The 26,353-nt window shown below is 71.9% G+C and carries 25 protein-coding genes; 7 read left to right on the forward strand and 18 right to left on the reverse strand.

Annotated features, from left to right (window positions below; genetic code table 11):
• Window positions 1–52: 52 nt before the first annotated feature.
• Window positions 53–1,348: a DUF6777 domain-containing protein gene (locus KUM49_RS29785; protein ID WP_217240064.1), complete on the reverse strand. Its 1,296-nt coding sequence runs from the start codon at window positions 1,346–1,348 to the stop codon at window positions 53–55.
• A gap of 149 nt (window positions 1,349–1,497) precedes the next feature.
• Here KUM49_RS29785 and KUM49_RS29790 point away from each other — a divergent pair, with 149 nt between their 5' ends.
• Window positions 1,498–2,919: a lipase maturation factor family protein gene (locus tag KUM49_RS29790; RefSeq protein WP_217240065.1), complete on the forward strand. Its 1,422-nt coding sequence runs from the start codon at window positions 1,498–1,500 to the stop codon at window positions 2,917–2,919.
• Here the strand turns inward: KUM49_RS29790 and KUM49_RS29795 are convergent.
• The 8 genes from KUM49_RS29795 to KUM49_RS29830 are packed head-to-tail and all read right to left on the reverse strand — an operon-like array spanning window position 2,907 to window position 10,760.
• Complete coding sequence (locus tag KUM49_RS29795; protein ID WP_217240066.1) at window positions 2,907–3,731, reverse strand: amidohydrolase; 825 nt, start codon at window positions 3,729–3,731, stop codon at window positions 2,907–2,909. The two genes, KUM49_RS29790 and KUM49_RS29795, sit on opposite strands and share 13 nt — an antisense overlap.
• Entirely contained in the window at window positions 3,728–4,042 is a 315-nt protein-coding gene (locus KUM49_RS29800) for an L-rhamnose mutarotase (RefSeq protein WP_217240067.1), read from the reverse strand. Before KUM49_RS29800 ends, KUM49_RS29795 begins: the two co-directional genes overlap by 4 nt.
• On the reverse strand, window positions 4,039–5,025 hold the full coding sequence (locus KUM49_RS29805) for an aldo/keto reductase (protein WP_217240068.1): 987 nt from the start codon (window positions 5,023–5,025) through the stop codon (window positions 4,039–4,041). Before KUM49_RS29805 ends, KUM49_RS29800 begins: the two co-directional genes overlap by 4 nt.
• Entirely contained in the window at window positions 5,022–5,777 is a 756-nt protein-coding gene (locus KUM49_RS29810; RefSeq protein ID WP_217240069.1) for an SDR family NAD(P)-dependent oxidoreductase, read from the reverse strand. The genes KUM49_RS29805 and KUM49_RS29810 overlap by 4 nt, the downstream gene beginning before the upstream one ends.
• A complete protein-coding gene (locus KUM49_RS29815; protein WP_217240070.1) occupies window positions 5,774–7,138 on the reverse strand; it encodes an L-fuconate dehydratase in 1,365 nt (454 codons plus the stop codon). The genes KUM49_RS29810 and KUM49_RS29815 overlap by 4 nt, the downstream gene beginning before the upstream one ends.
• 37 nt (window positions 7,139–7,175) lie before the next feature.
• Window positions 7,176–8,204, reverse strand: coding sequence for an ABC transporter permease (locus KUM49_RS29820; protein ID WP_217240071.1), 1,029 nt, complete (start codon window positions 8,202–8,204; stop codon window positions 7,176–7,178).
• Window positions 8,197–9,687, reverse strand: a complete 1,491-nt coding sequence (locus KUM49_RS29825; protein ID WP_217240072.1) for a sugar ABC transporter ATP-binding protein — start codon at window positions 9,685–9,687, stop codon at window positions 8,197–8,199. Before KUM49_RS29825 ends, KUM49_RS29820 begins: the two co-directional genes overlap by 8 nt.
• A complete protein-coding gene (locus KUM49_RS29830; RefSeq protein WP_217240073.1) occupies window positions 9,684–10,760 on the reverse strand; it encodes a sugar ABC transporter substrate-binding protein in 1,077 nt (358 codons plus the stop codon). The genes KUM49_RS29825 and KUM49_RS29830 overlap by 4 nt, the downstream gene beginning before the upstream one ends.
• Window positions 10,761–10,924: 164 nt before the next feature.
• On the opposite strand from KUM49_RS29830, the gene KUM49_RS29835 reads away from it, so the two are divergent.
• From KUM49_RS29835 to KUM49_RS29845, 3 genes are all read left to right on the forward strand, one after another.
• Window positions 10,925–11,635, forward strand: a complete 711-nt coding sequence (locus tag KUM49_RS29835; protein ID WP_217240074.1) for a FadR/GntR family transcriptional regulator — start codon at window positions 10,925–10,927, stop codon at window positions 11,633–11,635.
• Between the two features lie 90 nt (window positions 11,636–11,725).
• On the forward strand, window positions 11,726–12,466 hold the full coding sequence (locus KUM49_RS29840; protein ID WP_217240075.1) for a YqjF family protein: 741 nt from the start codon (window positions 11,726–11,728) through the stop codon (window positions 12,464–12,466).
• A gap of 4 nt (window positions 12,467–12,470) precedes the next feature.
• A complete protein-coding gene (locus KUM49_RS29845) occupies window positions 12,471–13,508 on the forward strand; it encodes a S9 family peptidase (RefSeq protein WP_254401996.1) in 1,038 nt (345 codons plus the stop codon).
• A 6-nt stretch (window positions 13,509–13,514) separates the two neighbouring features.
• On the opposite strand, the gene KUM49_RS49900 is transcribed toward KUM49_RS29845, so the two are convergent.
• The gene (locus KUM49_RS49900) at window positions 13,515–13,649 is read right to left on the reverse strand and encodes a hypothetical protein (RefSeq protein WP_302185503.1); all 135 of its coding nucleotides are present in this window, start codon (window positions 13,647–13,649) and stop codon (window positions 13,515–13,517) included.
• Window positions 13,650–13,854: 205 nt separating this feature from the next.
• Between KUM49_RS49900 and KUM49_RS29850 the strand changes: the two genes are divergently transcribed.
• Window positions 13,855–15,198 (forward strand): amidase, encoded by a 1,344-nt coding sequence (locus KUM49_RS29850; RefSeq protein ID WP_217240076.1) that lies wholly within the window; start codon window positions 13,855–13,857, stop codon window positions 15,196–15,198.
• Window positions 15,199–15,204: 6 nt separating this feature from the next.
• Here the strand turns inward: KUM49_RS29850 and KUM49_RS29855 are convergent, their stop codons facing one another.
• A complete protein-coding gene (locus tag KUM49_RS29855; protein WP_217240077.1) occupies window positions 15,205–15,687 on the reverse strand; it encodes a GNAT family N-acetyltransferase in 483 nt (160 codons plus the stop codon).
• 60 nt (window positions 15,688–15,747) lie between these two features.
• The gene (locus KUM49_RS29860) at window positions 15,748–15,921 is read right to left on the reverse strand and encodes a hypothetical protein (RefSeq protein WP_217240078.1); all 174 of its coding nucleotides are present in this window, start codon (window positions 15,919–15,921) and stop codon (window positions 15,748–15,750) included.
• A gap of 396 nt (window positions 15,922–16,317) precedes the next feature.
• On the opposite strand from KUM49_RS29860, the gene KUM49_RS29865 reads away from it, so the two are divergent.
• Window positions 16,318–17,175 carry an SDR family oxidoreductase gene (locus KUM49_RS29865; protein WP_217240079.1) on the forward strand — a complete coding sequence of 286 codons (858 nt, stop codon included), beginning with the start codon at window positions 16,318–16,320 and terminating at the stop codon, window positions 17,173–17,175.
• Between the two features lie 188 nt (window positions 17,176–17,363).
• Here KUM49_RS29865 and KUM49_RS29870 read toward each other — a convergent pair whose 3' ends face one another.
• From KUM49_RS29870 to KUM49_RS29890, 5 genes are all read right to left on the reverse strand, one after another.
• The gene (locus tag KUM49_RS29870; protein ID WP_217240080.1) at window positions 17,364–18,857 is read right to left on the reverse strand and encodes an SDR family NAD(P)-dependent oxidoreductase; all 1,494 of its coding nucleotides are present in this window, start codon (window positions 18,855–18,857) and stop codon (window positions 17,364–17,366) included.
• Window positions 18,858–18,961: 104 nt separating this feature from the next.
• Window positions 18,962–20,290, reverse strand: coding sequence for a wax ester/triacylglycerol synthase family O-acyltransferase (locus KUM49_RS29875; protein ID WP_217240081.1), 1,329 nt, complete (start codon window positions 20,288–20,290; stop codon window positions 18,962–18,964).
• A gap of 149 nt (window positions 20,291–20,439) precedes the next feature.
• Window positions 20,440–21,660, reverse strand: a complete 1,221-nt coding sequence (glgC, locus tag KUM49_RS29880) for a glucose-1-phosphate adenylyltransferase (protein WP_217240082.1) — start codon at window positions 21,658–21,660, stop codon at window positions 20,440–20,442.
• Window positions 21,661–21,741: 81 nt separating this feature from the next.
• On the reverse strand, window positions 21,742–22,893 hold the full coding sequence (gene glgA / locus KUM49_RS29885) for a glycogen synthase (protein WP_217240083.1): 1,152 nt from the start codon (window positions 22,891–22,893) through the stop codon (window positions 21,742–21,744).
• A gap of 38 nt (window positions 22,894–22,931) precedes the next feature.
• Window positions 22,932–23,687, reverse strand: coding sequence for an IucA/IucC family C-terminal-domain containing protein (locus KUM49_RS29890; RefSeq protein WP_217240084.1), 756 nt, complete (start codon window positions 23,685–23,687; stop codon window positions 22,932–22,934).
• Window positions 23,688–23,897: 210 nt separating this feature from the next.
• Here KUM49_RS29890 and KUM49_RS29895 point away from each other — a divergent pair, with 210 nt between their 5' ends.
• Window positions 23,898–25,166: a DMT family transporter gene (locus KUM49_RS29895; RefSeq protein ID WP_217240085.1), complete on the forward strand. Its 1,269-nt coding sequence runs from the start codon at window positions 23,898–23,900 to the stop codon at window positions 25,164–25,166.
• On the opposite strand, the gene KUM49_RS29900 is transcribed toward KUM49_RS29895, so the two are convergent.
• On the reverse strand, window positions 25,156–26,319 hold the full coding sequence (locus KUM49_RS29900) for a transglycosylase family protein (RefSeq protein WP_217240086.1): 1,164 nt from the start codon (window positions 26,317–26,319) through the stop codon (window positions 25,156–25,158). The genes KUM49_RS29895 and KUM49_RS29900 overlap by 11 nt on opposite strands.
• Between the last annotated feature and the right edge of the window lie 34 nt (window positions 26,320–26,353).

Below are 26,353 nucleotides of genomic sequence, written 5' to 3' on the forward strand. Positions count from 1 at the left end.
CAGGGTTTGTCTGATTTTTCGACCGGGGGGACGGGCCGGTGAGCTCGTGCGGTCAACTGTCGAAGACATCGGTGGGGCTGCCGAAGACACTGTCCGTACCGGCCGGGTCGTCGGGGATCAGTCCCCCGCCGTCGGGCAGGTCGGGGGCGTCCGGCACGGTCTGGGGGCCGACCTCCTCCGCGGAGTCGAGAGAGTCGAGGGAGTCGAGGGGATCGAGGGAGTCCGGGTGGCTGCCGGGGCCCTCGACGGCCGGCTCCTGCGGGATCGCCGTCCCGGCACCGGGCAGGCTCGTGTCGTCCGTCGGGACGAGAGGGTTCCCCGGCTCGCTCGTGGGGGGCCTCACGGTCGCCGTGGCCGTGGCTGCGGGGCAGTCCGGGGTCGCGCTCGCGGGCGGGTCCGTGGGGGCGCCGGTGGGCAGGGGCGTGGGTTGGCCGATCGGTACGCCGTCGGAGGTGCCCGGGGTGGCGGTGGCGGTGGCGGTCGGAGTGGGGGTCGCGCAGTCGGTCGCCTCCGGGAAGGAGCTCTCCGCACTCGGCGACGCACTCTCGTCCGGGGACGGAGACGGGGGCGGGGACGGCGGTACCGGGTCCGGGGCGGGCACGACGCGGTCGTGGCGGACGTCGTGGCCGATGCGCCGCTCGATCCAGGTGGTGGTGACGACGTCGATGATCGTGACGTTGGTGATGACCTGGGCGGCCGGGGCCACCACGATCACCCGGTCGGGCCGGTATCCGGCCCAGGGTCGGCCGCTGGTGCCGGGGCCGCCCGGCAGCGCCACCGGCGGCTTGAGCGGGTTGCCGCAGGCGCAGCGCACGCGTGGCACGCCCCTGCTGTCGACGAGGACGGCGGTGCCGGCCTCCAGGACGGACTGGTAGCTCGTCGTCCGGCCGTCGCGGTAGCCGTGGCCGGTGACCCGCGTGTCGGCGCGCAGGGTGACCGGCGCCAGTCCGCGCAGGTAGTCCGGGACGGAGGCCTGGTCGATGCCCTCGACCCGGGCGAAGGCCCGGGCCCTGGCCCGGTCGCGGGTCAGGTGGTCGATCTGCCGGCCGACATCGCAGCTGCCGACCCGTGCGGTGCCGGTGTAGAGCCCGGGCGTGCCACCGGACACGGATCGCACGGCCGTCGATCCCGACCGGTCCGGTTGCGGCGTTCGGGTGACCGGTGGCGGCGGCGTGGCCGTCGAGGTCACCGTGGAGTTGGTGAAGGGATCGGGGCCCTGGGCCGCGGCCGGCTGCAGGAAGAGCTCCCCGCTCGCCCTCGTCTCCTCGTCCTCGCCGCCGCACCCGGCGACGAGGAGCGCCGCCGAGAGCACGCAGGCCGTGACGAGCGTTCCGGTGGGTATGCGCACCACACTCTCCCGTCCATCCCGGGCAGTTCGTCACTATTGTCTGCTTCACTCACTTGGGTTACGCAAGCGGAGCCGAGGTACACGGAGAGTCACCCGGGTTCCGGCGCGAGCATCGAGAGCGCGAGCATGGAGAGGAGGAGCACACGGCCGTGGAGTGGTTCACCGCACCCGAGTACTGGATGAGCCGGCTGGTCTTCCAGAGGGCTCTGGCCGTGCTGTACCTCGTGGCTTTCCTGACGGCGGCCCTGCAGTTCCGTGCGCTGATGGGTGAGCGCGGCATGCTGCCCGTCCCCCGCTTCGTCGAGCGGGTCCCGTTCAAGCGCGCCCCGAGCCTGTTCCAACTCCACTACTCGGACCGGTTCTTCGCGGTCTGCGCGTGGACGGGCTGCGCGGTGTCGGCGGCACTCGTCGCGGGGCTCGACTCACTCCTCCCGCTGTGGGGCGGGATGGTGCTGTGGCTGGTGCCGTGGGTGCTGTACCTGTCGATCGTGAACGTCGGACAGACCTGGTACGGCTTCGGCTGGGAGTCCCTGCTGCTGGAGGTCGGCTTCCTCGCCGTCTTCCTCGGCAACGACGAGGTGGCGCCGCCGGTCCTGGTGCTGTTCCTGCTGCGCTGGATCCTGTTCCGCGTCGAGTTCGGGGCGGGTCTGATCAAGATGCGCGGCGACGAGTGCTGGCGGAAACTGACGTGCCTGGACCACCATCACGAGACGCAGCCGATGCCGGGGCCGCTGAGCTGGTTCTTCCACCATCTGCCCAGGCCCCTGCACCGGGTGGAGGTGGCCGCCAACCACGTCACCCAACTCGTGGTGCCCTTCCTTCTGTTCACCCCGCAGCCGGTCGCCACGGCGGCGGCCTCGCTGATGATCCTCACCCAGTTGTGGCTGGTGCTCTCGGGCAACTTCTCCTGGCTGAACTGGATCACCATCGTGCTGGCCCTGTCGGCGGTGCGGTTCCCGGCCGATCCGCCGTCGGTGCCCGGCACCCCGCTCTGGTACGAGGTGCTGGTCCTGGCGGTCGCCGCGCTGCTGGCCGGGCTCAGTTACCAGCCGGTCCGCAACATGCTCTCCCGCCGCCAGGTCATGAACCGCTCCTTCGACCCGCTGCACCTGGTCAACACCTACGGCGCCTTCGGCAGCGTCAGCCGGGTGCGCCACGAGGTGGTCGTCGAGGGCACGGACGCCGACGTGCCGCGCGAGGACTCCGACTGGCGGGAGTACGAGTTCAAGGGCAAGCCCGGCGATCCGGGGCACTGGCCACGCCAGTTCGCGCCGTACCATCTGCGCCTCGACTGGATGATGTGGTTCGCCGCGCTGTCGCCCGCGTACGCCGGATCCTGGTTCGGCGCCCTGGTGGAACGGCTCCTGGAGAACGACCGCGACACGCTGAAGCTGCTGCGCCGCTCCCCGTTCCCGGCCGACGCCCCGCCCCGCTACGTCCGCGCCCGCCTCTTCCGCTACCGGTACACGACGTGGCGTGAGCTGCGGGAGACGGGCGCGTGCTGGGAGCGGACGTATGTGCGGGAGTATTTGCCGCCGACGCGGCTGGCCGGGGTGACTCAGAGGTCGTAGACGCGGGTGGCGGTGGTCTCGAAGATCTGTGTGTGGTCCTCCGCGCCGATCAAGTCCCGTGCGAGGTCGAGCACGTCGCCGTACGTCGCCTCCGTCGTGCACACCGGCCAGTCCGAGCCGAACATCAGCCGGTCCGGGCCGAAGGCGTCCCGTACCGTGTCGGCGTACGGGCGCAGGCCGTCGACGGTCCAGGAGCCGGGGGCCGCCTCGCTGACCAGGCCGGACAGCTTGCAGACCGTGTTGGGCAGGGCGGCGAGGGCGCGGACGTCGGACGCCCAGGGTTCCAGGGCGCCGGAGGCGACGGGTGGCTTGCCCAGGTGGTCCAGGACGAAGGTGAGTCCGGGCAGGGAGGCCGCCGCCTCGGTGCAGGCGGGGAGCTGATGGGGCAGGACGACCAGGTCGTAGACCAGGTCCGCGTCGGCGACGGCGGCGAGTGAGCGCCGTACGTCCGCACGCAGCAGCCACTCCGGATCCGGCTCGCCCTGGACCTGGTGGCGGATGCCCTTGAGGTACTGCCCGCCGGGCAGCTCCCGCAGCCGGGCCAGCTCGTCGGCGACGCCGGGGCGGGTGAGGTCGGTCCAGCCGACGACGCCCGCGATCAGCTCGTGGTCGGCCGCGAGGGCGAGGAACTCCTCGGTCTCCTCGGCGACGGTGACCGTCTGGACGAGCACGGTGCGGTCGACCCCGGCCGCGCGGGCCTCGGGAACGAGGTCCTTGACCGTGAAGTCGCGCCGGAGCGGACTGTGCGCGTCGATCCAGTCCTGGTCCCGGACGGACAGGTCCCACACGTGATGGTGCGCGTCCACGGTCACGGCAGCTCCCACACGACGGGCAGGCCGGCGTCCGTGCCCTGTCCTGAGTAGTCGTGCACCACGTCCAGCAACTCGGCCATGCGGGCCTGCCAGGCGACGTTGACCGGCAGCTTCTCCAGTTCGGCGAGGAGGCGGGCGTAGTCCTCGCACTCCAGGACGTGGAAGAGGTCGGTGCCGCTGCGCCAGATCGTCCAGGAGACGGCACCGGCGGCGCGGATGGCGTCGGTGAGCTCGGCCGGGACCTCGCGGTGGGCGGCCTCGTACGCGTCGACGCGGTCGGCGCGGACCTTGGTGTGCAGGGCCACTCTCATGACGGCTCCTCGGTGGGGACGGGGGCGTCGCCCGGCAGGAGGCCGGTGTCGCGCGCCTCCCGCCAGAAGGCGGCGGGGACGGACGCCGCGAACTGGTCGGCGCAGTCGTGCGCTTCGGCCGCCGAACGGATGCCGACGAGGACGCTCGCGACCGCCGGATGGGCGGCGCAGAAGGCCAGGGCCGCGGCTCGCAGGGTGGTGCCGTGGCGGTCGGCGAGGGCCTTCAGACGCAGGGCTCGGTCCAGGACGTCGGCCGGCGCCCGGGCGTAGTCGTACGTCGCGCCCGGCCGCGGGTCGGCCAGCAGGCCGGAGTTGAAGGCGCCGCCGATGACGACGGACGTACCGCGTGCGACGGCCGCCGGGAGGAGGTCGGTGAGCGCGTCCTGGTCGAGCAGGGTGTAGCGGCCGGCGCACAGCACCACGTCGACGTCCGTGTCCCGGACGAAGCGGGTGAGCATCGCGGACTGGTTCATGCCCGCGCCGATCGCGCCGACCAGGCCCTCCGAGCGGAGCTTCTCCAGGGCCGGGTAGCCCTCGCGGAATGCCTGTTCGGCGTGGTCGTCGGGGTCGTGGAGGTAGACGACGTCGACGCGGTCGAGGCCGAGCCGGTCCAGGCTCGCCTCCAGGGTGCGCCGTACGCCGTCGGCGCTGAAGTCCCACACGCGGCGGTGGGTGGCGGGGACGGCGAAGCCGTTCGCCAGGTCGTCGCCGCTCGCCGCGGTGGGCTCCAGGCGGCGGCCCACCTTGGTCGAGACCGTGTACTGCGCGCGAGGGTGCTCGCGCAGGGCCGCGCCGAGGCGGCGTTCGGACAGGCCGATGCCGTAGTGCGGGGCGGTGTCGAAGTAGCGGACACCCCGCTGCCGGGCCGCGGTCACGGCCGCGTGCGCCTGCTCCTCGCCGACCTCGGTGAAGAGGTTGCCGATCACGGCGGCGCCGAAGGCGAGCTCGCTGACCTGGACGCCGCTGCGGCCGAGCGTGCTCACTGGCCCGCCGGGCGCAGCCGCAGGCCCTGCATGCCGCCGTCCACGGCGAGTGAGGTACCCGTGGTGGCGCCGGACAGCGGGCTCGCCAGGTAGGCGATGGCGCCCGCGACCTCGTCGGCCGTGACGAGGCGGCCGGTGGGCTGGCGGGCCTCCAGGGCGGCGCGTTCGGCGGCCGGGTCGGGGGCCTTGGACAGCAGACGGCCGATCCACGGGGTGTCCGCCGTGCCGGGGTTCACACAGTTGACGCGGATGCCCTCGCGGACGTGGTCGGCGGCCATGGCGAGGGTGAGCGAGTACACGGCGCCCTTGGTCGCGCTGTACAGCACCCGCTGCGGCAGGCCCGCGGTGGCCGCGATGGACGACGTGTTGACGATCGCCGCGTGCGCGGACTCCCGCAGGTGCGGCAGGGCGGCGCGGGCGACGCGGACCATGCCGACGACATTGACGTCCAGGACGCGGTGCCACTCCTCGTCGTCGTTGTCCTCGACGGTGCCCTGGGCGCCGATGCCCGCGTTGTTGACCAGGACGTCGAGGCCGCCGAGGTCGGCCGCCGCGGCCGCGACGGCCGTGCGTACGGAGGCGTCGTCGGTGACGTCGGCCTGGTAGGCGAGCAGCGGCTTGTCCACCGACGACGGGTCCAGATCGAGTACGGCGACCTGGGCGCCGCGCGCCGCCAGGAGTTCCGCCGTCGCCCTGCCGATGCCGGAGGCGCCGCCGGTCACCAGTGCCTTGAGGCCCTCGAAGTCGCTCATGCCGCCTGTCCCTTCGTGTTCTCGTCGTTGTGCGTCTCGAGGTCGGCGGCCCAGAAGGCGCCGTCGGGGAAGGTGTACCGCGCGATGGACTCCGGTCGCATGGCGGCCGAGAAGCCGGGCGTGCTGGGTGCCGTGTAGTGACCCTCGCGGATCACCACCGGGTCGAGGAAGTGGTCGTGCAGATGGTCGACGTACTCGATGACCCGGTCCTCGGTGGTGCCGGACAGGGCCACGTAGTCGAACATCGACAGGTGCTGGACGAGTTCGCACAGGCCGACACCGCCCGCGTGCGGGCAGACCGGCACGCCGAACTTGGCCGCGAGCAGCAGCACGGCCAGGTTCTCGTTGACGCCGGCAACCCGGGCCGCGTCGATCTGGACGACGTCCACGGCGCCGGCCTGGAGGAGCTGCTTGAAGACGACCCGGTTCTGCACGTGCTCGCCAGTGGCGACCTTCACCGGGGCCACCGCCTTGCGGATGGCGGCGTGGCCGAGGACGTCGTCGGGGCTGGTGGGCTCCTCGATCCAGTACGGGTCGAACTCGGCGAGTGCCTTGGTCCAGCGGATCGCCTCGTCGACGTCCCAGCGCTGGTTGGCGTCGATCGCCACACGGATGCCGGGACCGACGACCTCGCGGGCGACACGGCAGCGCCGTACGTCGTCGTTGAGGTCGGCGCCGACCTTGAGCTTGATCTGCCGGAAGCCGTCCGCGACGGCCTCGGCGGCGAGCCGGGTCAGTTTCTCGTCGTCGTAGCCGAGCCAGCCCGGGGAGGTGGTGTAGGCGGGGAAGCCCCGGGCGAGCAGGTCGGTGGTGCGCTCGGCGGCGCCCTCCCGGCCCTTGCGCAGGAGCTCCAGCGCCTCCTCGGGCGTCAGCGCGTCGGTGAGGTAGCGGAAGTCGATCTGGGCGACCAGCCACTCGGGGTCGGCCTCGGCGAGCAGCCGCCACAGCGGCTTGCCGGCGCGTTTGGCCGCCAGGTCCCACACGGCGTTGGTGACCGCGCCGATCGCCATGTGCATCACGCCCTTCTCGGGCCCGAGCCAGCGCAGCTGGCTGTCGCCGATCAGGTCCCGGAAGAGGGAACCGGGATCCGCGCACAGCTCGTCGACGGACCGCCCGACCACATGGTGGCGCAGCGCGTGGATCGCGGCGACCTGGACCTCGTTGCCCCGCCCGATGGTGAAGGTGAAGCCGTGCCCCTCCGGCCCGCCCTGCGCACCGGTACGCAGCACGACGTAGGCGGCCGAGTAGTCGGGGTCCGGGTTCATCGCGTCGGAGCCGTCGAGCTCGCGCGAGGTGGGGAAACGGATGTCGTAGGTGTCGACCGCCGAGATGCGGCAAGGGGGGACGGGCGTCGCGGACACAGAGGGCCTTTCGGTCGGAGACGGGGGCAGGGCGGGATCAGTCCTGGGCGCGTCCCGTCGTCACACGGGCGATCATGAGGGCGACCAGGATGATCCCGCCGTAGATGGCCTGGATCCAGAAGGACGGCACCTGGGCGAGGGTGAGCAGGTTCTGTACGACTCCGAGGAGGAGTACGCCGGTCAGGGCGCCGAACATGGTGCCCTTGCCGCCGTCGAGGCTGATGCCGCCGATCACCGCGGCCGCGAACACGGTGAAGATCATGTTCTGGCCCTGGTTGGCGCTGATGGCGCCGACGTAGCCGGTCTGCATGATGCCGCCGACGGAGGCGAGGACGCCCGCGACGACGAACACGCCGAGCATGACGCGTTCGACGCGGATGCCGGCCGCGCGGGCCGCGTCCGCGTTGCCGCCGATGGCGTACAGGGCCCGCCCGATGCGGTGGTACTTCAGGATGAACCCGGCGAGGGCGAAGGAGACCGCGGCGACCCACACCGACATGGGGATGGTCAGGAAGGTGGTGGTGGCGAGGGAGTAGAAGCTGTCGGGCATGCCGAACAGCGTCTTGCCCTTGGTGGCGCCGACGAGCAGACCGCGCAGGACGATCAGCATGGCGAGCGTCACGATGAACGCGTTCAGCTTGAACTTGACGACCAGGATGCCGTTGAAGGCGCCGATCGCCCCGCCGACCACGAGGACCGCCAGCAGCGCGAGCACGGCCGGGAACTCCGTGCCCCAGCCGGACTGGGCGACCGGCAGGACGAGGAGCGCGCCCACGGCGGGCGCGATACCGACGACGGATTCGAGGGACAGGTCGAACTTGCCGGTGATCAGGACCAGCGACTCGGCCAGCACGACCATCGCGAGCGCGGCCGAGGCGCCGAGGATCGAGATGAGGTTGCGTTCGGTGAGGAACGAGTCGTTGACCACCGCGCCGAGCACGAGTAGCAGCAACAGTGCGGGGACGAGAGCGAGTTCGCGGGCCCGGCGCAGCAGGACGGTCCTGGCCGACCGGGCGACGGGGGTCTGGAGCGGGGCGAGCGGCGGGGCCGCCTTGGTGTCAGCCATGGTCCACTCCTTCGATGGAGGCGATCAGCTCGTGGTCGCGCCAGCCCGCCGGGTGCTCGGCGACCACGCGGCCGTGGAAGAGGACGAGGACGCGGTCGCAGCGTCTGAGGTCGTCGAGTTCGTCGGAGACGACGAGGACGGCGGTGCCGTCGTCGCGGGCAGTGTCCACGCGGGCGAGCAGGGACTCCTTCGACTTCACGTCGACGCCCGCGGTGGGGTTGATGAGGACCAGCAGGCGCGGGTCGGAGGCGAGGGCGCGCGCCATGACGACCTTCTGGGCGTTGCCGCCGGACAGGTCGGAGACGGGCTGGTCGGGGCCCTCGGCGTGGATGTCGAGGCGTTCGATCAGCTCGGTGGCGAAGCCGCGTTTGCGGTCGGTGCCGACGAAGCCGAAGCGGCCGAGCCGGTCCAGGACGCTCATGGTGGCGTTGTCACCGATGGTCATGCCGATGACGAGCCCTTGGGTGTGCCGGTCACGGGGCACGCAGCCGACGCCGGCTTTCAGCGTGGCCTGCACGTCACCGAAGGGAAGCCGCTGTCCGTCCAGTCGGGCCGTGCCGCCGCTGGGTTTGTGCAGTCCCGTGAGCGATTCGGCGAGTTCGATCTTGCCGCTGGCGCTGGACCCGGCGAGTCCGACGACCTCGCCGCGGCGGACGGTCAGGTCGACGTCCTCGTACGACTGTGAGGTGAGTCCCCGCACGTCGAGGAGGACGGGGGCGCTGACGTCGACCTCCCTGACGTGCCCGGCCTGTTCGGCGATCGACTCGCCCGCCATGGCCTCGACCAGGCCCGCGCGGGGGAGGTCGGCGACCGGGGCCGTGGTGATCCAGCGGGCGTCGCGCAGCACGGTCACGGTCTGGCACACCTCGTACACCTCCTGGAGGTGGTGCGAGATGAACAGGAAGGTGACCCCGGACTTCTGCAGGGCGCGCATCCGGCTGAAGAGCCGCTCGATCTCCCGGTTGTCGAGCTGGGCGGTCGGCTCGTCGAGGACGATGAAACGGGCGCCGAAGCTCAACGCCCGGGCGATCTCCACCATTTGGCGGTCCTCGACCTTGAGGTCAGCGGTGCGTGCCTCCGGGTCGACGTGGACGTCCCAGGCGGCGAGGAGGTCGGCCGCCTCGGCCTTGAGGCGGCGCCAGCTGATGAAACGCCGCTGGAGCGGCTGCCGGTTGATGAACAGGTTCTCGGCGACCGTCAACTCGGGGACCACCGTGGGCCTTTGGTAGACGCAGGCGACCTTGCGGCGCCAGGCGTCCCGGTCGGCCAGCGGGGGCGCCGGTTCGCCGTCGAAGCGAACCGTGCCCTCGTCGGGGGCCTGGAGGCCGGTGAGGAGGGTGACGAGGGTCGACTTGCCCGCGCCGTTGCGGCCGACCAGGGCGTGCGACTCGCCGGGCAGGACGGTGAGCCGGCCGTCGGCGAGGGCGGTGGTGGGGCCGTAGCGCTTGACGATCCCTCGCGCTTCCACAAGTGGTGTGCTCATCCGACCGTGTTGCCCCACAGCTTGGGGTCGTCGACGTTCTCCTTGGTGACCAGCGGCGCGGGCAGCTGGTCCTCGAGGATGCCGCTGGGAAGCTTCACGATCGTCGAGTCGTGGTCGGTGGGCCCCGGCTCGAACGTCTTCCCCTGCATCGCCGCCTTGATGTAGTACATGCCGTACTTGGCGTACAGGTCGGCGGGCTGGGAGACGGTGGCGTCGATCTCGCCCTTGCGGATGGCGTCGAACTCCTGCGGGATGCCGTCGTTGGAGACGATGGCGATGTGGCCCGCCTGGCCGACCTTCTTCAGCATGCCCTTCGACTTGAGGGTCTGCAGGGTCGGGGCGAGGTAGACGCCGCCGGCCTGCATGTAGATGCCCTTGATGTCGGGGTTGGCGTTGAGAAGGGTGTCGAGCTTCGAGGCGGCCGTGTCGGACTCCCACTTGGCGGGGATCTCCAGCACCTTCAGCTTCGGGAAGTCCTTCTTCACACAGGCGCGGAACGCCTCCGAGCGCTCGCGGCCGTTGACCGAGGCGAGGTCGCCCATGATCTGCACGACCTTGCCCGAGGAGATCTCCTTGCCCAGGTACTGGCAGGCCTTCTCGCCGTACGCCACGTTGTTGGCGCGGACGACCATGGCGACCTTGCCCTTGTCCGGCGCCACGTCGACCGCGACGACCGGCACGCCCTTGCGCTCGGCCTGGTCGAGGCCGGCCTCGATGGCGGCGCTGTCCAGGGGCGCGACGACCAGACCCTTCACGCCCTGGTTGAGCACGTTGTTGATGTCGGTGATCTGCTGTGAGGGATCACTGTTGGAGTTGACCGTCTTCATCGCGTCCACCCCCTCGGACTTCGCCGTCTTCGGCACGTAGTCGTTGTACGACTGCCAGAACGGCGAGGTCAGCAGAGGCAGGATCACGCCGACCTTGCCGGTGCCGTCCCCTCCCGCGTCGCCGGCCGAGCCCGCGGTGTCCTTGGTGCTGCCGCACGCGGCGAGCACGAGCGAGGCGCCGGTGACCGCCGCCACCGCACCGAACGTCCGAAACCTGTTCCGCTTCCCCACTGTTCTGCCGGGCATCTTGCGGCTCCTCATTGAGCGTGTTCGAGCAGATGACCGCATACTTATCAGACCACTCGACCGGAGGAACAGCCTTCGGAGGCACATTTCCCGGAGTTTTGGCTGTAGTGGTCCGACCACTCTGGTGGTTAGACTGCGGCGCACCCGGTGAGTGGAGGAACGGCGTGGACGAGACGGCCCCCCAGAAGGGCACCGTGACGCAGCGCGCCATCGAGCGGATCAAGGCGATGATCGGCGAAGGGCGGCTGGAGCCGGGCCAGCGACTGCCCACCGAGCGCGATCTGGCGGTCCAGCTCGGCATCTCCCGCAGTTCGATGCGCGAGGCCATCCGCGCGCTCACGGTGCTGGGCGTGCTGGAGGCCCGGCACGGCTCGGGCATCTACGTGACACAGCTGGAGGCCGGCGACCTGCTGGAGACCTTCGGTGTGGTCGCCGACCTCTCGCGCGGCCCGCGCCTGGTGGAGCTGCTCGAGGTGCGCCGCATCCTGGAGTCGACGGCGACCGCGCTGGCCGCGGCCCGGATCACCCCGGACCAGCTCGCCGAGGTCGAGAAACACCTCACGGCCATGAACGCCACCGAGGACCCCGAGGAAATCCTCGCCCACGACCTGGCCTTCCACCGCGAGATCGCCGCGGCCGCCGGCAACGAGACCATGGCCGCCATCCTGGACGGCCTGTCCTCCCGCACCTTCCGTGCCCGTGTCTGGCGCGGCTACCAGGAGGAGGGCGCCTTCGCCCGCACCCGCCGCGAGCACGCGGCGATCCACCGCGCGCTGGTCGCCCGCGACCCGGAGGCGGCGCGGGCGGCCGCCGCCGCGCACGTGGGGGAGGTGGAGCAGTGGCTGCGCTCCCAGGTGGTCGACGGCATCCGCTGAACCGGGGCCGGGCGTCCGCGGGTCGGAGGCCGGACGCCCGTCGGTCAGGGGCCGGACGCCCGTCGATCACGGGCTGTGGGACGCTGCGGTATGCAGACCGAGCCGGTCACCCTGTCCACGCCACGCCCCGTGCGGCGGCCCACGCTGGTGCAGGGCTGGCATGACCTGACCTTCCTGCACTGGCCGGTGGAGCCGGACCGGGTGGCGGCGCTGTTGCCGGCCGGCACCCGCCCGGACACCCTGGACGGGGTCACCTACGTCGGGCTGGTCCCGTTCCTGATGCGCGGGGTGGGCCTGGGACCGGGTCCCGGGCTGCCGTACCTCGGCACGTTCTGCGAGACGAACGTGCGCCTCTACTCGGTCGACGGCCAGGGCCGGCGCGGCGTCGTCTTCCGGTCCCTGGACGCGGCCCGGCTGCTCCCCGTCCTGATCGGCCGGCTCGGGGTCCGGCTGCCGTACACGTGGTCGTCGATGCGTCTGCGCCGCGAGCACGATGTGATCGCCTACAGCTGCCGGCGGGGACGCCCCGCGGCCGGCGGGCCGGTGAGCCGTGCGACGGTGCGCACCGGCCGGCCGATCGCGGAACCCACCCCTCTGGAACTGTTCCTGACGGCACGGTGGGGTCTGCATGTCTCGTGGCACGGGCGCACCCTGCACCTGCCCAACGAGCACGCGCCGTGGCCGCTGCACCGGGCCGAGCTGCTCGACCTCGACGACGGCCTGGTCACGGCCGCGGGCCTGCCGCGCATGACGGGCCCGCCGGTCAGCGTGCTCTACTCGCCGGGAGTGAAGGTGCGCTTCGGTGCCCCCTCACCGATCGGGGAACACTAGCCGTATGCGGTCATGGGGAACGCTCTGCGCAGCCGCCGCGACGATGCTGGTGGCCACGGTCGGCTGCACCGGGGGCGGTGCCGACGGTGACGCCGCCCGCACCACCCCGCCCGCGCCGACCGCCACCACGAGCCGGGCCCCCACCGCGACGCCCTCCCCGACCCCCACGCCCGTCGACCCGGTGTCGATCCCGGGCCTGATCCAGCGCGAGCACCAGGGCTCCGACCTGCGGCTCGGCGCCGTCCTCACCCGCACCGCCGCCTACACCGGTTACCGGGTGACGTACGAGGCGAACGGGCTGACGATCTCGGGCCTGCTGAACATCCCGACCGGCAAGGGACCGTTCCCCGCGCTGGTCCTGGCCCACGGTTACATCGACCCCGCCGTCTACACCACCGGCCGGGGCCTGGCCCGCGAACAGGACCTGCTGGCCCGCGAGGGCTACGTCGTCCTGCACACCGACTACCGCAACCACGCGGACTCGGACGACGATCCGGACAACGACGTCAACCTGCGCCTCGGCTACACCGAGGATGTCATCGGAGCGGCACTGGCCCTGCGCTCGTCCGGGCGTCCGGAGATCGACGGCGACCGCATCGGACTGCTGGGCCGGTCGATGGGCGGCGGCGTCGTCTACAACGCCCTGGTGGTGGCTCCAGGGCTGTTCGACGCCGCCGTCGCCTTCGCGCCGGTCAGCTCGCGCCCGGCCGAGAACATCGACCACTTCCAGCGCCCCGACGACGACCCCGTCGTCGCCGAGATCGAGGCGGAGCACGGCACCCCGAAGGAGAATCCGGCCTTCTGGCGCGCGGTCTCGCCGGTCACCTACGTCGACCGCGTGACCGAGCCGCTGCTCATCCACCACGGCACCGCCGACGACACGTGCCCCCTCACCTGGACGAAGCAGACGGTCGCCGCGTTCGAGGCCGCGGGCAAGGACGTCGAGCTGCGCACGTACACCGGCGAGGGACACACGTTCGGACCGCAGTGGCCGCGTTCGATGGACGCCACCACGGCGTTCTTCGAGCGCCACCTGCGCTGAGGCCTCTCAGGCGGGCGTCCAGTCGGTCAGGGCGGGGACAGTGAGCGGCGGACCCGGCTCCTGTCGCGCGAGCGCCGGACCCGGCGCCAGGAACACCATCAGCACCGCCATGACGCCGATCAGTCTCAGCCGTCTTCTCATCAGCGACTCCCATGCATCGGAGGCCTGCTGATTGGCTCGCCCTATAGGCCTGTCAACGGGTCCCGATGGCAGTGAAGTCGGGTGATCGATCGCACGAGCCCAAGAAGACCGGTCGGAATGTCCAAGCGTGAGCGCTCTCGACGCGGCGCCCGCTGCCGGGCAGAGTTCTCCCTACGTACTCGCGAGTAGCCCCTGAGGAGCCCCCGTGACCAGCTGGGTCGGCCGGACCGCCGCCGAGATCGCCGCCGCCGTACGGGAGAAGCGGGCCACGCCCCGCGAGGTGGTGGCCGAACACCTCGCCCGGATCGAACGGCTCGACCCCCGCGTCGGCGCCTTCCGGGTGGTCCGGGCCGAGGCCGCGCTCGCCGAGGCCGACGAGGTGGCCACGAGGGGTGACCTGGGCGAACTGCCCCTGGCGGGCGTGCCGGTGGCCGTCAAGGACAACCTCGCCGTGCGCGGCGAGGCCATGCGTATCGGCTCCGCGGCGACGCCCGAGACGCCCGCCGACGAGGACCATGTCACCGTGGCCCGGCTGCGGGCGGCCGGTGCGGTGGTCGTGGGGCTGACCAACGTGCCCGAACTGTGCGTCTTCGGCACCTCGGAGGGCGTCCACGGCACCGCCCGCAACCCGTGGGACATCTCGCGCACGGCCGGCGGCTCGTCCGGCGGCAGCGCGGCCGCTGTCGCCGCCGGACTGGTGCCGATCGCCCTGGGCAACGACGGCATGGGCTCCCTGCGCATACCCGCGGCCAACTGCGGCCTGGTCACCATCAAGCCCGGCCCCCACGTGGTCCCGGCCGGCATCAGCGAGGGCGACTGGTTCGGCATGTCCGAGAACGGCCCCCTGGCGACCACGGTCGAGGACGCGCGCCTGATGCTGTCGGTCCTCGCGGGCACCGGGTTCGTACGACGGGACGCGTCCGCCACGCACAGGGTGGCCGTCTCCCTGCGCAGCCCGATCGCCGGCACCGCCGTCAGCACGCCGTATACGACAGCGGTCCGGGAGGCGGCGGAGCTGCTCATGAAGGCCGGCCATCGGGTCCGCCGTGCCGATCCGCCGTACCCGCTGTCACTGAGCTTCACCTCGCTCGCCCACTGGACGGCCGGCACCGCGATCGACGCCCAGGGTCTCGACCGGCGGCTGCTGACACGGCGCACCCGGGTGCACGCGACCGTGGGCCGCCGTTTCGTGAACACCGTGCGGTCCGGGGAGGGGCGTGAGGCGCTGCGCCGGCGTCTGGAGCCGTTCTTCGCCGAGCATGACGTGCTGATCATCCCGGCGCTCGCCCGCCGCTCCCCCAAGGCCGCGGCCTGGCACGAGCGGGGCTGGCTGCGCAACGTCCTGGCCAACACGAACTACTCGCCCCTGACCCCGCCGTGGAACCTGACCGGCTGGCCTGCCATGTCGGTCCCGTTCGGCACCCTGCCCTCCGGCGCCCCCTGCGCCGTACAGCTGGTGGGGCGGCCGGGCTCGGAGGCGGATCTGCTCGCGGTGGCGGAGCAGTTGGAGGAGCGGCGCCCGTGGCAGCGGACGGCACCTCTGCAGTAGAGGCAGCTAGAGGGTCTTGTACATGATGTGCAGGCCCACCCGCCCGTGCCGGGGGTGTGCGTAGGCGTCCGGGACCGTGCCGAGGATCGTGAAGCCGAAGGAGGTCCACAGCTTCACGGCCGGGTTGGTCTCGACGACGGCGTTGAACACCATGCCCCGGTAGCCCTCGGCCCGCGCCGCGTCCAGGACGTGCTCGGCGAGGGCGCGGCCGATGCCCCGGCCGCCCTGGTCGGGGTCGACCATGAAGCCCGCGTTGGCGATGCGGGCGGCGGGGCCGCCGTAGTTGGCGGTGAGGTAGGCGGAGGCGACGAGGGCACCGGTGTCGTCCTCGACGACGTAGACGCGTTTGGCCGGGGCCATCCACAGGGCGCGTGCCGCCTCTTCCGAGGTGTCCGGGTCCCAGGTGTAGGTGTCGGCTGCGGCGACGATCCGGTGCCAGAAAGGCCAGATCCGTGGCCAGTCCTGGGCCACGGCTTCTCTGATCAGCATGGGCGTGAGTCTCGCACGCCCATGCGTTCGGCGATCGCGACGACGGGTTCGGCCCGGGCGTCAGTCCACGCTGGGCAGGATGTGGGGCTCGGCGAGGTCGTCCTCGTAGCCCGCCAGGCGGATGGGGGCCGACCGGGCCCACACGTCGAGGCTGCCGAGCTCTCCGGCTCGGCGGCCCGCACGCTCCGTGCGTTCCTTGGGGCGTTGCTCGCGATTCGATGTCTCCGGTGTCACCGCGCACTCCTTATGTGTCGGGTCACCCTCGGGGCGTACCTGCCCAGTCTGCGGCCAGGTACCAGACGCCCGCTTGGGTGTGGCTAGAGGCAGTTGGACGCGGTGGCGTCGGTTGCTCGTACGAGAGCAGGCCGTTGTGAACGGGTGTGTCCCATGACGGACCTTGGGTGTGGGTAGAACCCGGTACTGCTGTCCGTCCGCTACAGACTAACCAAATGAGCGGCAGGCCGCTCGATAGGGCTGAAAACAAAGGGTAACTATCCGAAGTCGCCCCGTGTTTCCCTAGGCGGAGTCTGCACCGTTTTGTTACGTCGCGCCCGTTTTGATGGTCCCTCGGATGGCCTACGCCACCGCACAAGCGGCGTAGTTCGGATCCCGTCATGAGACGGTACGCCGATGACGTCGTCGTACGGACCGCAAGGGCACCGAGGACTTCAGGCACTCCGGGGCAGGGCCGCGATCGTCACCGGTGCCACGCGCGGCATCGGGCGGGCCGTGGCCCGCGAGTTGAGCGAGGCCGGGGCGCTGGTGTGCGTGACCGCCCGCGACGGCGACGCCGTGCGCCGGACCGCCGGGGAGCTGGGCGGTGTCGGACTGGCGGGCAGTGTGGCCGACCCCGACCACCTGCGGGAGGTCACGGAACTGACGCTGCGCGAGTTCGGCCGGATCGACATCGTGGTCAACAACGCGGCGACGAACCAGCCGTTCGGGCCGCTCATGGAGGCGGATCCGCACGCTTGGCGCGAGGCGTTCACGGTCAACGTCGAGGCCGCCCTGCGGCTGGTGCAGTGCGCGTGGCGGGCCTGGATGGGCGAGCACGGCGGCGCGGTGGTGAACGTCTGCACGGAGGGCGCCGGGCACGTGGGGCCGGGCGTCGGCGCGTACGGCACCAGCAAGGCGGCCCTGCTGCATCTGACCGGGCAACTGGCGGGCGAACTCGCCCCCAGGGTGCGCGTCAACTCCGTCTCCCCCGGCCTCGTACGCACCGAGATGGCGCGCTTCGTGTGGGAGCCGGGCGAGCGGGACGTGGCGGCAGGGCTGCCGCTCGGGCGGATCGGAGAACCCGAGGACGTGGCGCGGGCAGTGGCGTGGCTGGCTTCGGACGCGGCGCAGTGGGTGACCGGCGCGGACCTGTTGGTGGACGGGGGCACGCGGGTGCGGGCAGCGTCCACGTCGGCGCCGTACGCGGTGCACGAGCGGCTGCGCTCCCAGGCACCGCCGGAGGCCGGCGGACAAGCGCCCGGACACCGATGAACACGACGCGCCGGCGCGGGTGCCCGAGATCAAGGCGGCTACGCGATCGCCCCCGAAGGGCGACAGGCCCGAGGGCGGGCCTGCATGGAGTCGAACCAGGAAGTACGCGTGACCATCGCACCGGGCACACCGGCGTTCGCTTCCCACCGTAGGACAGCGACGCTCCGGCTGGCCAGCGGATTAGCGCCCTACCACTTGCCCGGCGCGTAGTCCTTGAGGAAGACGCCGTACACGTCCTCGCCCGCCTCGCCGCGCACGATCGGGTCGTAGACGCGGGCCGCTCCGTCGACCAGGTCGAGGGGGGCGTGGAAGCCCTCCTCCGCGAGGCGCAGCTTGTCGTAGTGGGGGCGCTCGTCGGTGATCCAGCCGGTGTCGACCGAGGTCATGAGGATGCCGTCGGTCTGGAACATCTCCTGGGCGCTGGTCCGCGTCACCATGTTCATCGCGGCCTTGGCGGCGTTCGTGTTCGGGTGGCCGGCGCCCTTGTAGCCGCGGCCGAAGACACCTTCCATCGCCGAGACGTTCACGACGTGCGCGCGCCCGCTCGTCGCCTGCCCGGCGGCGGCGGCCATGACCGGGCGGAGCTTGCTGATCAGGATGAACGGCGCCGTGTAGTTGCACAGCTGGGTCTCGAGGAGCTCCACCGGGGAGATCTGCTCGATCGTCTGCACCCAGGTGTTGCTGTCGACGACGTCGGGGACGAGACCGCCCGCGTCGATGGCGGTGCCGTCGAGGTGCCGGGCGACGCTGGCGTTGCCCGCGACCAGGGCGAGGTCGGCGACCTGCTGCGCGTCCATGCCGGAGATTCCCTCGGGCAGGGCCGCCAGGCCGTCAACCGCGCCGGAGCCGAAGGCGCCGATGACGCGGTGGGCGGGCAGTTCACCGGCGGGCAGCGGGGCGCTCTCGCCCTCGACCAGGGCGGCGTAGGCGGAGGGCAGGCGGCGCACGGTCTGCGTCGCGTTGTTGATGAGGATGTCGAGGGGACCGGCCTCGGCCACCTGGTCGGCGAGGGCCACGGCCTGTGCCGGGTCGCGCAGGTCGATGCCGACGACCTCCAGGCGGTGCATCCAGTCCCCCGAGTCGTCCATGGCCTTGAAGCGGCGGATGGCGTCCTTCGGGAAGCGCGTGGTGACCGTCGTGTGCGCGCCGTCGCGCAGCAGTCGCAGCGCGATGTACATGCCGATCTTGGCGCGGCCGCCGGTGAGCAGGGCGCGCTTGCCGGTGAGGTCGGCGCGGGCGTCGCGCTTGGCACGGTTCAGACCGGCACAGTCGGGACAGAGCTGGTGGTAGAAGTAGTCGACTTCCACGTACCGCGCCTTGCAGGTGTAGCAGGAGCGCGGGCGCTGGAGTATCCCCGCGAGCTTCCCCTCCCCGGTGGCCGACGACGGCAGGATGCCCTCCGTCTCGTCGTCGATGCGCTGGGCGGAGCCGGTCGCCGTGGCCTCCGTGACCGCTTTGTCGTGAGCGGTCTTGGCGGCCCGGCGCTCCTGGCGGCGGCGCTGCTTGACGCTGCGGTAGATGCCCGCGGTGGCCCGGCGCACGGTGATCGCGTCGGGGTGGTCGACGTCCAGCTTGTCGAGCTCCTCGAGCACACTGAGGCAGACGGCGAGCCGCTCCGGGTCGATGCCGGGACCGTAGACGATCTCGTCCGTGGTCGCCGAGCCGTTGTCTGTCACCGTCATGGCCGCTGCCGTTCCCTGGGTGTTTCGCGCGGCGCTCCGACGACGACCGCTTTCGAACAGGGCATTTTACGGAGCGCCGGGCCATAGCACCAAACCCGTGACGATCATGGGTCGCAGGCGGCGATCAGCGTCTCCACCTCCGCGGTCACGGCCAGGGCCAGACGATCGAGGTCCGGCACGGCCTCGGCGTCGGCGACGAGCCCGTAGTGCACCCGCCCGCGGTAGGTCGAGATCGCGACCGCGAGGGACTGCCCGCCGGCCAGCGGGGCGAAGGGATAGACCTCGGTGACGGGGTTGCCGCCGAGCTTCAGGCCGATGCCCGGCAGCGGCACGCTGGTGACCAGGATGTCGAACCACAGCCGCGCGGCCTGGCTCATCAGCGGTCCGCCGATGCGGTGGCCGAGCGCCGGGACGTGGTCGGCGAGCAGGGCGACGGCGCCGGCGCCCCGGTTGGGCCCGGCGTCCTTGTTGCGGTCCATGGCCGTGCGGACCGTGGCGAGGCGGCCGAGCGGGTCCGGGTCGGCGACAGGAAGCCGTATCAGGTACCCGGAGAGCCGGTTGCCCTGTGGGTGGGCGGTGCGCGGGCGGCGCCTGGACACGGGGATCAGGGCGCGGGGCGCGACACCCTCGCTGCCGTCACCCCGCTCGTCCAGCCAGCTGCGCAGGGCGCCGGCGACGACGGCGATCAGGACGTCGTTGACGGTGCCGCCGACGGCCTTGCGGACGCGGTGCACGTCGTCGATGTCGACCACCACCCCGGCGGTGCGGCGGGTGCCGCTGGACCGGGCGGTGAGGGCAGCGGTGGTACGTACGTCCAGGGTGGAGCGGGCGACCGAGGTGCCGATGTCCAGGGCCCGGCCCACGTCGGACAGGGCGCCGCGCACCAGCCCCGGCAGTCTGCGGACGTCCGGGAGGAGGCCGCGGGGCGGCTCGGCGGGGCGGGGACGGCGGGCCGGCACGTCCATCGGGTCCAGGACCGCCGCGGCGAGCGTCAGTGCGCGCAGGCCGTCGGCCAGGGCGTGGTGGAACTTGAAGAGCACGGCGAACGAGACGCCGTCCGCACCCGGCAGCACATGCGCCTCCCACGGCGGCCGGTCCCGCTCCAGCGGCCGCTGCATCAGCCGGCCGGCCTCGGCCTGGAAGTCCGCGGTGGGGGCGTGCAGGGTGACGTGGTCGAGCGGGTCGAAGTCCGGAGCGGGCTCGCGTGCCGCGCCGCCGAAGGCCCCCGGGAAGCCCAGGGGCCACACGTCCCGGATCCGCATCCGCAGTCCGGGCACCGCGGCGGCCCGTGCGGCCAGCAGGTCGGCCGCGTGAGCACCCGCGGTGGGCGAGTGTGCCGTGAAGACGCCGAGTGCGCCCAGGTGCATGGGGTGCTCGGCGGATTCCATGTTCCAGAACGCCAGGTCGAGAGGTGCGAGCAGGTCAGGAGTCAATGGCTTGCCTCGCGTCGACGACGGGTGAGGCAAGCAGTCAATCGCCCCCAAGCGATTACGGTCAAGTACGATCAGGCTACGCTCAGTTAACAGCAGATTAAGTCCGGCGCCCTGGGCCCCGGCTGTCACAGGGGCAAAGGCCCAGGAAATCAGGGCACCTGCTGGCCCTTCCCCAGCGCGATCACTCCGCCTTTGGACACCGTGTACAGCTCGGCGTCCCGCTCCGGATTCACGCCGATGGTCGCGCCCGGAGGGACCTGGACGTTCTTGTCGAGCACGGCACCGCGCACCACCGCGCCCCGCCCGATGTGCACGTTGTCGTGCAGCACCGAGCCCTGGACCACGGCTCCCGGGTCGACCACGACACCCGGCGACAGGACCGACCGGGTGACCTGGCCGCGGATCAGGCAGCCCGCGCTGATGATGGACTCGCTCGCGATGCCGCCCGCGTTGAAACGGGCCGGGGAGAGCTGACCCGAGTGGGTGTAGATGGGCCAGCTGCGGTTGTACAGGTTGAAGGTGGGGCGCTCGGCGATGAGGTCCATGTGGGCGTCGTAGTAGGCGTCGAGCGTGCCGACGTCCCGCCAGTAGCCCTGGTCGCGGGTGGTCTCGCCGGGCACGTGGTTGGCGCTGAAGTCGTACAGCTGGGCCTCGCCTCGGTCGGTGAGCTGCGGCAGGATCGAGCCGCCCATGTCGTGCACCGAGTGCACGTCCTCGGCGTCCCGTTGCAGCGCCTCGATGAGGGCCTTGGTGGTGAAGATGTAGTTGCCCATCGAGGCGAACACGCACTCGGGGTCGTCGGCCAGGCCGGGCGGGTCGGCGGGCTTCTCCAGGAAGCGCTCCACCGTCTGGCCGTCGGAACCGGGGCTGATCACACCGAAGGCCGACGACTCGCCCCGCGGGACGCGTATCCCGGCCACCGTCACGCCCGCGCCGCTCTCGATGTGCTGGGCGAGCATCTGACGCGGGTCCATGCGGTAGACGTGGTCGGCGCCGAAGACGGCCACGTACTCGGGCTGTTCGTCGTAGATGAGGTTCAGGGACTGCAGGATCGCGTCCGCGCTGCCCAGGTACCAGCGCGGGCCGAGGCGCTGCTGGGCCGGGACCGGGGTGACGTAGTTGCCGAGCAGGCTGGACATCCGCCAGGTGGTGGTGATGTGCCGGTCCAGCGAGTGCGACTTGTACTGCGTGAGCACGCAGATGCGCAGGATGTCGGCGTTGACCAGGTTGGACAGCACGAAGTCGACGAGCCGGTACGTGCCGCCGAAGGTGACCGCGGGTTTCGCGCGGTCCGCGGTCAGGGGCATCAGGCGTTTGCCCTCTCCGCCCGCCAGCACGATGCCGAGCACCGAAGGACCACCACGACGCATGGCCGCTCCCCTCACCCTGGGTTGATCATCCATGCCTGCCCCCGAGCAGGGCGGACTACGCCTGTTCGAGGACTTCGTCCGCTAATCCGGTTTGAGAATCTCCTCGTAGAGCCGGACCGTACGCCGGGCGACGGCGTCCCAGCCGAACTCGCCCACCGCTCGCTCCCGCCCGGCCTCGCCCATCTCCCGCGCGGCCGCCGGGTCCCCGAGGACCGAGTCCAGCGCCCGCGCCAGGCCCGTCTCGAAGTCGTCGTCGACCGGCACGAGCAGTCCTGTCTTCCCGTCGTCCACGACTTCGGGAATCCCGCCGGTCCGGGAGGCCACGACGGGAGTGCCGCACGCCATCGCCTCCAGGTTGACGATGCCGAGGGGTTCGTACACCGAGGGGCACGCGAACACGGCGGCGTGCGTCAGAAGCTGGATCACCTCGGGGCGGGGCAGCATCTGCGGGATCCAGTGCACGCCCTCGCGGACCCGGCTCAGCTCCTGGAAGAGCTCGCGGAACTCCTGGTCGATCTCGGGGGTGTCGGGGGCGCCGGCGCAGAGCACGACCTGCGCGGCCGGATCGATGTCCCGCACCGCGCGCAGCAGGTGCGGCACGCCCTTCTGGCGGGTGATCCGGCCCACGAACAGGACGTACGGGCGGTCCGGGTCCAGCCCGATGCGGCGCAGGACGTCGGTGCCGTGGTCGGGCCGGTAGAGGCTGGTGTCGATGCCGTTGTGCACGATGTGGACCTTGGCCGGATCCAGCGCCGGGTAGCAGCCGAGGATGTCCTCGCGCATGGCACCGGAGACGGCGATCACCCGGTCGGCGGACTCGATCGCGGTGCGCTCCGCCCAGCTGGAGAGGGCGTATCCGCCGCCGAGCTGCTCGGCCTTCCAGGGACGCAGGGGCTCCAGGGAGTGGGCGGTCATCACGTGCGGGATGCCGTACAGGAGCTTGCCGAGGTGGCCGGCGAGGTTGGCGTACCAGGTGTGGGAGTGGACGAGCTCACGGCCTTCGAGGCCGGCGGTCATCGCGAGGTCCACGGAGAAGGTGCGCAGCGCGTCGTTGGCGGTGTCCAGCACCGGCCAGGGGCGGTGGCGGATCACGCCGTCGGCACGGCCCTCGCCCCAGCAGTGCACATCGAGGTCGACGAGGGACCTCAACTCCCGGGCCAGGAACTCGACATGGACGCCCGCACCGCCGTACACATCCGGCGGGTACTCGCGGGTCAGCAGTCCCACACGCACCCGGAACCCCCTGTCTCAGCGGCTGCTTGTCTTCATGGTCACCCAGATGCGGCGTGCGGGGAAGACCGCGGGGGTCGTGTGAAGCAACAGTCACCGCACACGCCCCCGGCGGGCACACGGTAGTAGAGGCAGCAGCTGCGCCGGCGGAAGGCGGTGCCGGTGAGGGTGCCGGCGCCCGCGAGGAGGGGGTGGGCGAGGAGTTCCGCGGTGCGGGCGCGGGCCGTCGCGGCCACGTCCGTACGGCCGTGACGCCGCGCCCAGCCGTCCAGCTGCCGGGCGGCGCCCGCCAGCGCGGAGGCGGCGTTTCCCCACAGCAGACCTTCGGCGACGCGGTACCGGGCGTGCAGGATGTCGGTCACCGGCTGGAGGTGGGCGTGCAGCACGACGTCCGCGAGGGTCTTCGCGTCCGCGGGCAGCGGCCGTACGGCGGACAGCCACAGGTCGTCGGGGGCGCTGCCGTCGGGATCCCAGTGCAGCAGCCGCGGGTCGAGGTCGGGGACCCGGCCGTAGAGGGCGGCGCAGCCGAGAGCCACCGACCACAGGCGGGCGGCGAGCCCTTGCTGGGCCACGGAGGCCGCGATGCGCGACTCGGGGGCCCGCAGGGCTGCGCCTACCTTGCGCACCCGGAACGTCATAGAATCGTCGTAAACATCCCAAGAGTCCCGCTCGTACAGGCACGCGAGCGTCGGCGGTGACGCGTGCGGGGCTCCTGCCGTGTGCAGTGCGAAGAAGCCGCCGAGCGGGCGCAGCGCGGCGAGATCGGGGTCGAGGTCCACGAAGAGCAGTAATACCAAGGCATCTAGGGGCGCCGGCCCCTAGGGGTTCGCCCAGGGGCACCCACCCTGGGGATGACTGCGCCCGATTCGTACTCCATCGGCAGTAGGACCCATTAACTGCTCAGGGACGACGACGGGAAGAACTTTTCACGGGATCGTGTTGGTCATGGAAGCCGACCGTACGCCGCGCCGGGCCCAGCGCCCCCGCCTCACGCAGAGGAGTCGCTCATGAGTGCCCTCGCGTTGTCCGTGCTCCTGTCGTTCATCTCCGCCGTGGCGTACGCGGGCGGGGCGATCGTCCAGGAGCAGGTGGCGGTCTCCTCCCCCGGTCAGCAGTACGCGCCGATGCGCCGGCCCATCTGGTGGGCGGCGGTCGCGCTGAACGGCCTGGGTGCACTGCTGCACGTGGTGGCGCTCGCCTACGGCCCGCTGAGCCTGGTGCAGCCGCTGGGCGCGCTGACCATCGTCTTCGCCCTGCCGATGGCGGCCCTGTTCGTGGGCCGCAAGGCCGGGGCGACCGCATGGCGCGGCGCGATCATGGCGACGGTCGGTCTCGCCGGTCTGCTCTCCCTGGTCGGCGCGTCCGACGCGCAGTCGCTGGACACCACACAGCGGGTGGGGGTGGCCGTGGTCACCGCCGGTGCGGTGGTCGCGCTGATGATCGCCGGCCGGGCCGCGCACCGGCACCCGGCGGTGCGCAGCATCCTGCTCGCGATCGCGTCCGGTATCGCGTTCGGCATGTCCTCGGTCTTCACCAAGACCGTCGCCGTCGACTGGACGGGCGGCGTCTCCGCGGCCGACGTGCCGTCCCTGGCCGTGATCGGCGTCCTGGCCACGACCGGCATGCTGCTGTCCCAGGCCGCCTACCGCGGCGCGGGGCTCGCGGCCCCGCTGGCCACGCTGACGGTCGTCAACCCGGTGGCGGCCGCCGCGGTCGGCATCACGATGTTCGGAGAAACCTTCCGCTACGGCACCACGGGCACCGCGCTCGCACTGAGCTGCGGTGTGGTGGCGGCGGGCGGCTTGATCCTGCTGACCACCGAGCGGCTGCAGCGCACCCACCCGGAGCCCGTGGAGCCACTGCCCGAGCCCACCGCCCGGCCGGTGGCGCCGCTGCCCGAGCCGGTTCCGGCCGAAGGGCGCCAGGCCCGCCGGTTCCCCGACCAGCCGGTCGCCGCAGGGGTCCGGGACGGCGTGCTCGTCCCGACTCCGGCGACTGCCGCGGTCCAGGAAGCCACGCTCCTGCCGGCCCCCTCCGCTGCCACGATCCCGGACTCCGTGCCGGCCCCGGCGGCTGCCGCGGTGCCCGACGGGGTGCTCGTCCCGGTCCCGGTCTCACCGTCGGCCCTGGACGGCGACACCGGCACGGAGGACGCCGCAGAGAGGGCGGCGTCGTCGGCGTCCGACGTGCCGGCGTATCTCTACGGCCCCTTCCACGCCGGCCTGTTCGTCCCGCTGCCCGTCGTCGACCGGCACCGCACGCGCGTCAAATCCTGAGGCCGCCGGCCTTCAGGTAGGCCACCGGGTCGATGTCCGTTCCGAAGCCGGGCCCTGTACGCACCTCGAAGTGCAGATGCGGGCCCGTGCTGTTGCCGGTGGAGCCCGAGCGGCCGATCCGCTGGCCGCCGCCCACCGTCTGTCCGCTCTTCACGGAGATCGCCGACAGGTGCGCGTACTGGGTGTAGCGGCCGTCGGAGTGCCGGATCACCACCTGGTAGCCGAACGATCCGCCCCACCCGGCGGTGACGACCTTGCCGGCCGAGACCGCCTTCACGGAGGTGCCCGTGGGCACGGCGAAGTCGACGCCGGTGTGGTAGCCCTTCGACCAGGAGGAACCCGTCTTGCGGTACGGCGTGCCCGGGCCGGCGTTCACCGGGGAGACCAGGGAACGGCTGGTCGTGGCCTTCTCCTCGGTCTCCTGGGTGCCCGAGGCGGCCTTCTCGGTGGCCGATCCGCCACCGGTCCGGGTGGTCGTGGTGGCGGTGGTGGTGTCCTGGCCGCGCAGCTTCAGCCGCTGGCCGGGCACGATCAGGTCGGGGTCCGGTCCGATGGCCTTCCGGTTGGCCGTGTACAGCCCCCGCCAGCCGCCCTTGACCCGCTGGGCGTCGGCGATCTCGGAAAGCGAGTCGCCGCGGACCACCGTGTACATCTCGGCGGTCCCGGCCCGGGACTGGGGCGTGGTCTGCGGCTGCACGTCCGCCGCGGAGCCACTGCCCGGCTTCTTCGCGGCGCTGTCGCCGGCCTGGGCGGGACGGATGTCCGGGGTGTCGCCGCCCCGTGTCAGGCCGGCCCGCACCGAGCACGTCGGCCAGGCCCCTGGTCCCTGCCCGTCCAGCACCTTCTCCGCCACGGCGATCTGCTGGTCCTTGGTGGCCAGATCCGCTCGCGGCGCGTACCGCGTGCCGCCGTACGCCTCCCAGGTGGACTGGGTGAACTGCAGTCCGCCGTAGTAGCCGTTGCCGGTGTTGATGTTCCAGTCGTTGCTCGACTCGCAGGCGGCGACCTTGTTCCAGGTGTCCACGTCGGCGGCCTGCGCGACCCCGGCACCGATGAGCGGCATCGCCATCCCGGCACCGCCCGCCGTGACGGTGAGCGAGGCGCGGTTGATCCTGTTCGGCTGATACCGGCGGTGCCGGCCGCGTACGGCCATGAAGAGCCCCCCTAGGCATGCGTCAGGAGGGGCA

Source organism: Streptomyces sp. AC555_RSS877 (genome assembly GCF_019049245.1).
Taxonomy (GTDB): domain Bacteria; phylum Actinomycetota; class Actinomycetes; order Streptomycetales; family Streptomycetaceae; genus Streptomyces.

Coding starts and splice junctions, on each gene's coding strand:
- KUM49_RS29800 (WP_217240067.1), bottom strand. CDS start 4,042: ATGAGAGTGGCCCTGCACACCAAGGTCCGCGCCGACCGCGTCGACGCG.
- KUM49_RS29810 (WP_217240069.1), bottom strand. CDS start 5,777: ATGAGCGACTTCGAGGGCCTCAAGGCACTGGTGACCGGCGGCGCCTCC.
- KUM49_RS29820 (WP_217240071.1), bottom strand. CDS start 8,204: ATGGCTGACACCAAGGCGGCCCCGCCGCTCGCCCCGCTCCAGACCCCC.
- KUM49_RS29825 (WP_217240072.1), bottom strand. CDS start 9,687: ATGAGCACACCACTTGTGGAAGCGCGAGGGATCGTCAAGCGCTACGGC.
- KUM49_RS29830 (WP_217240073.1), bottom strand. CDS start 10,760: ATGCCCGGCAGAACAGTGGGGAAGCGGAACAGGTTTCGGACGTTCGGT.
- KUM49_RS29840 (WP_217240075.1), top strand. CDS start 11,726: ATGCAGACCGAGCCGGTCACCCTGTCCACGCCACGCCCCGTGCGGCGG.
- KUM49_RS29845 (WP_254401996.1), top strand. CDS start 12,471: ATGCGGTCATGGGGAACGCTCTGCGCAGCCGCCGCGACGATGCTGGTG.
- KUM49_RS49900 (WP_302185503.1), bottom strand. CDS start 13,649: ATGAGAAGACGGCTGAGACTGATCGGCGTCATGGCGGTGCTGATGGTG.
- KUM49_RS29855 (WP_217240077.1), bottom strand. CDS start 15,687: ATGCTGATCAGAGAAGCCGTGGCCCAGGACTGGCCACGGATCTGGCCT.
- KUM49_RS29865 (WP_217240079.1), top strand. CDS start 16,318: ATGACGTCGTCGTACGGACCGCAAGGGCACCGAGGACTTCAGGCACTC.
- KUM49_RS29870 (WP_217240080.1), bottom strand. CDS start 18,857: ATGACGGTGACAGACAACGGCTCGGCGACCACGGACGAGATCGTCTAC.
- glgC (WP_217240082.1), bottom strand. CDS start 21,660: ATGCGTCGTGGTGGTCCTTCGGTGCTCGGCATCGTGCTGGCGGGCGGA.
- KUM49_RS29895 (WP_217240085.1), top strand. CDS start 23,898: ATGAGTGCCCTCGCGTTGTCCGTGCTCCTGTCGTTCATCTCCGCCGTG.
- KUM49_RS29900 (WP_217240086.1), bottom strand. CDS start 26,319: ATGGCCGTACGCGGCCGGCACCGCCGGTATCAGCCGAACAGGATCAAC.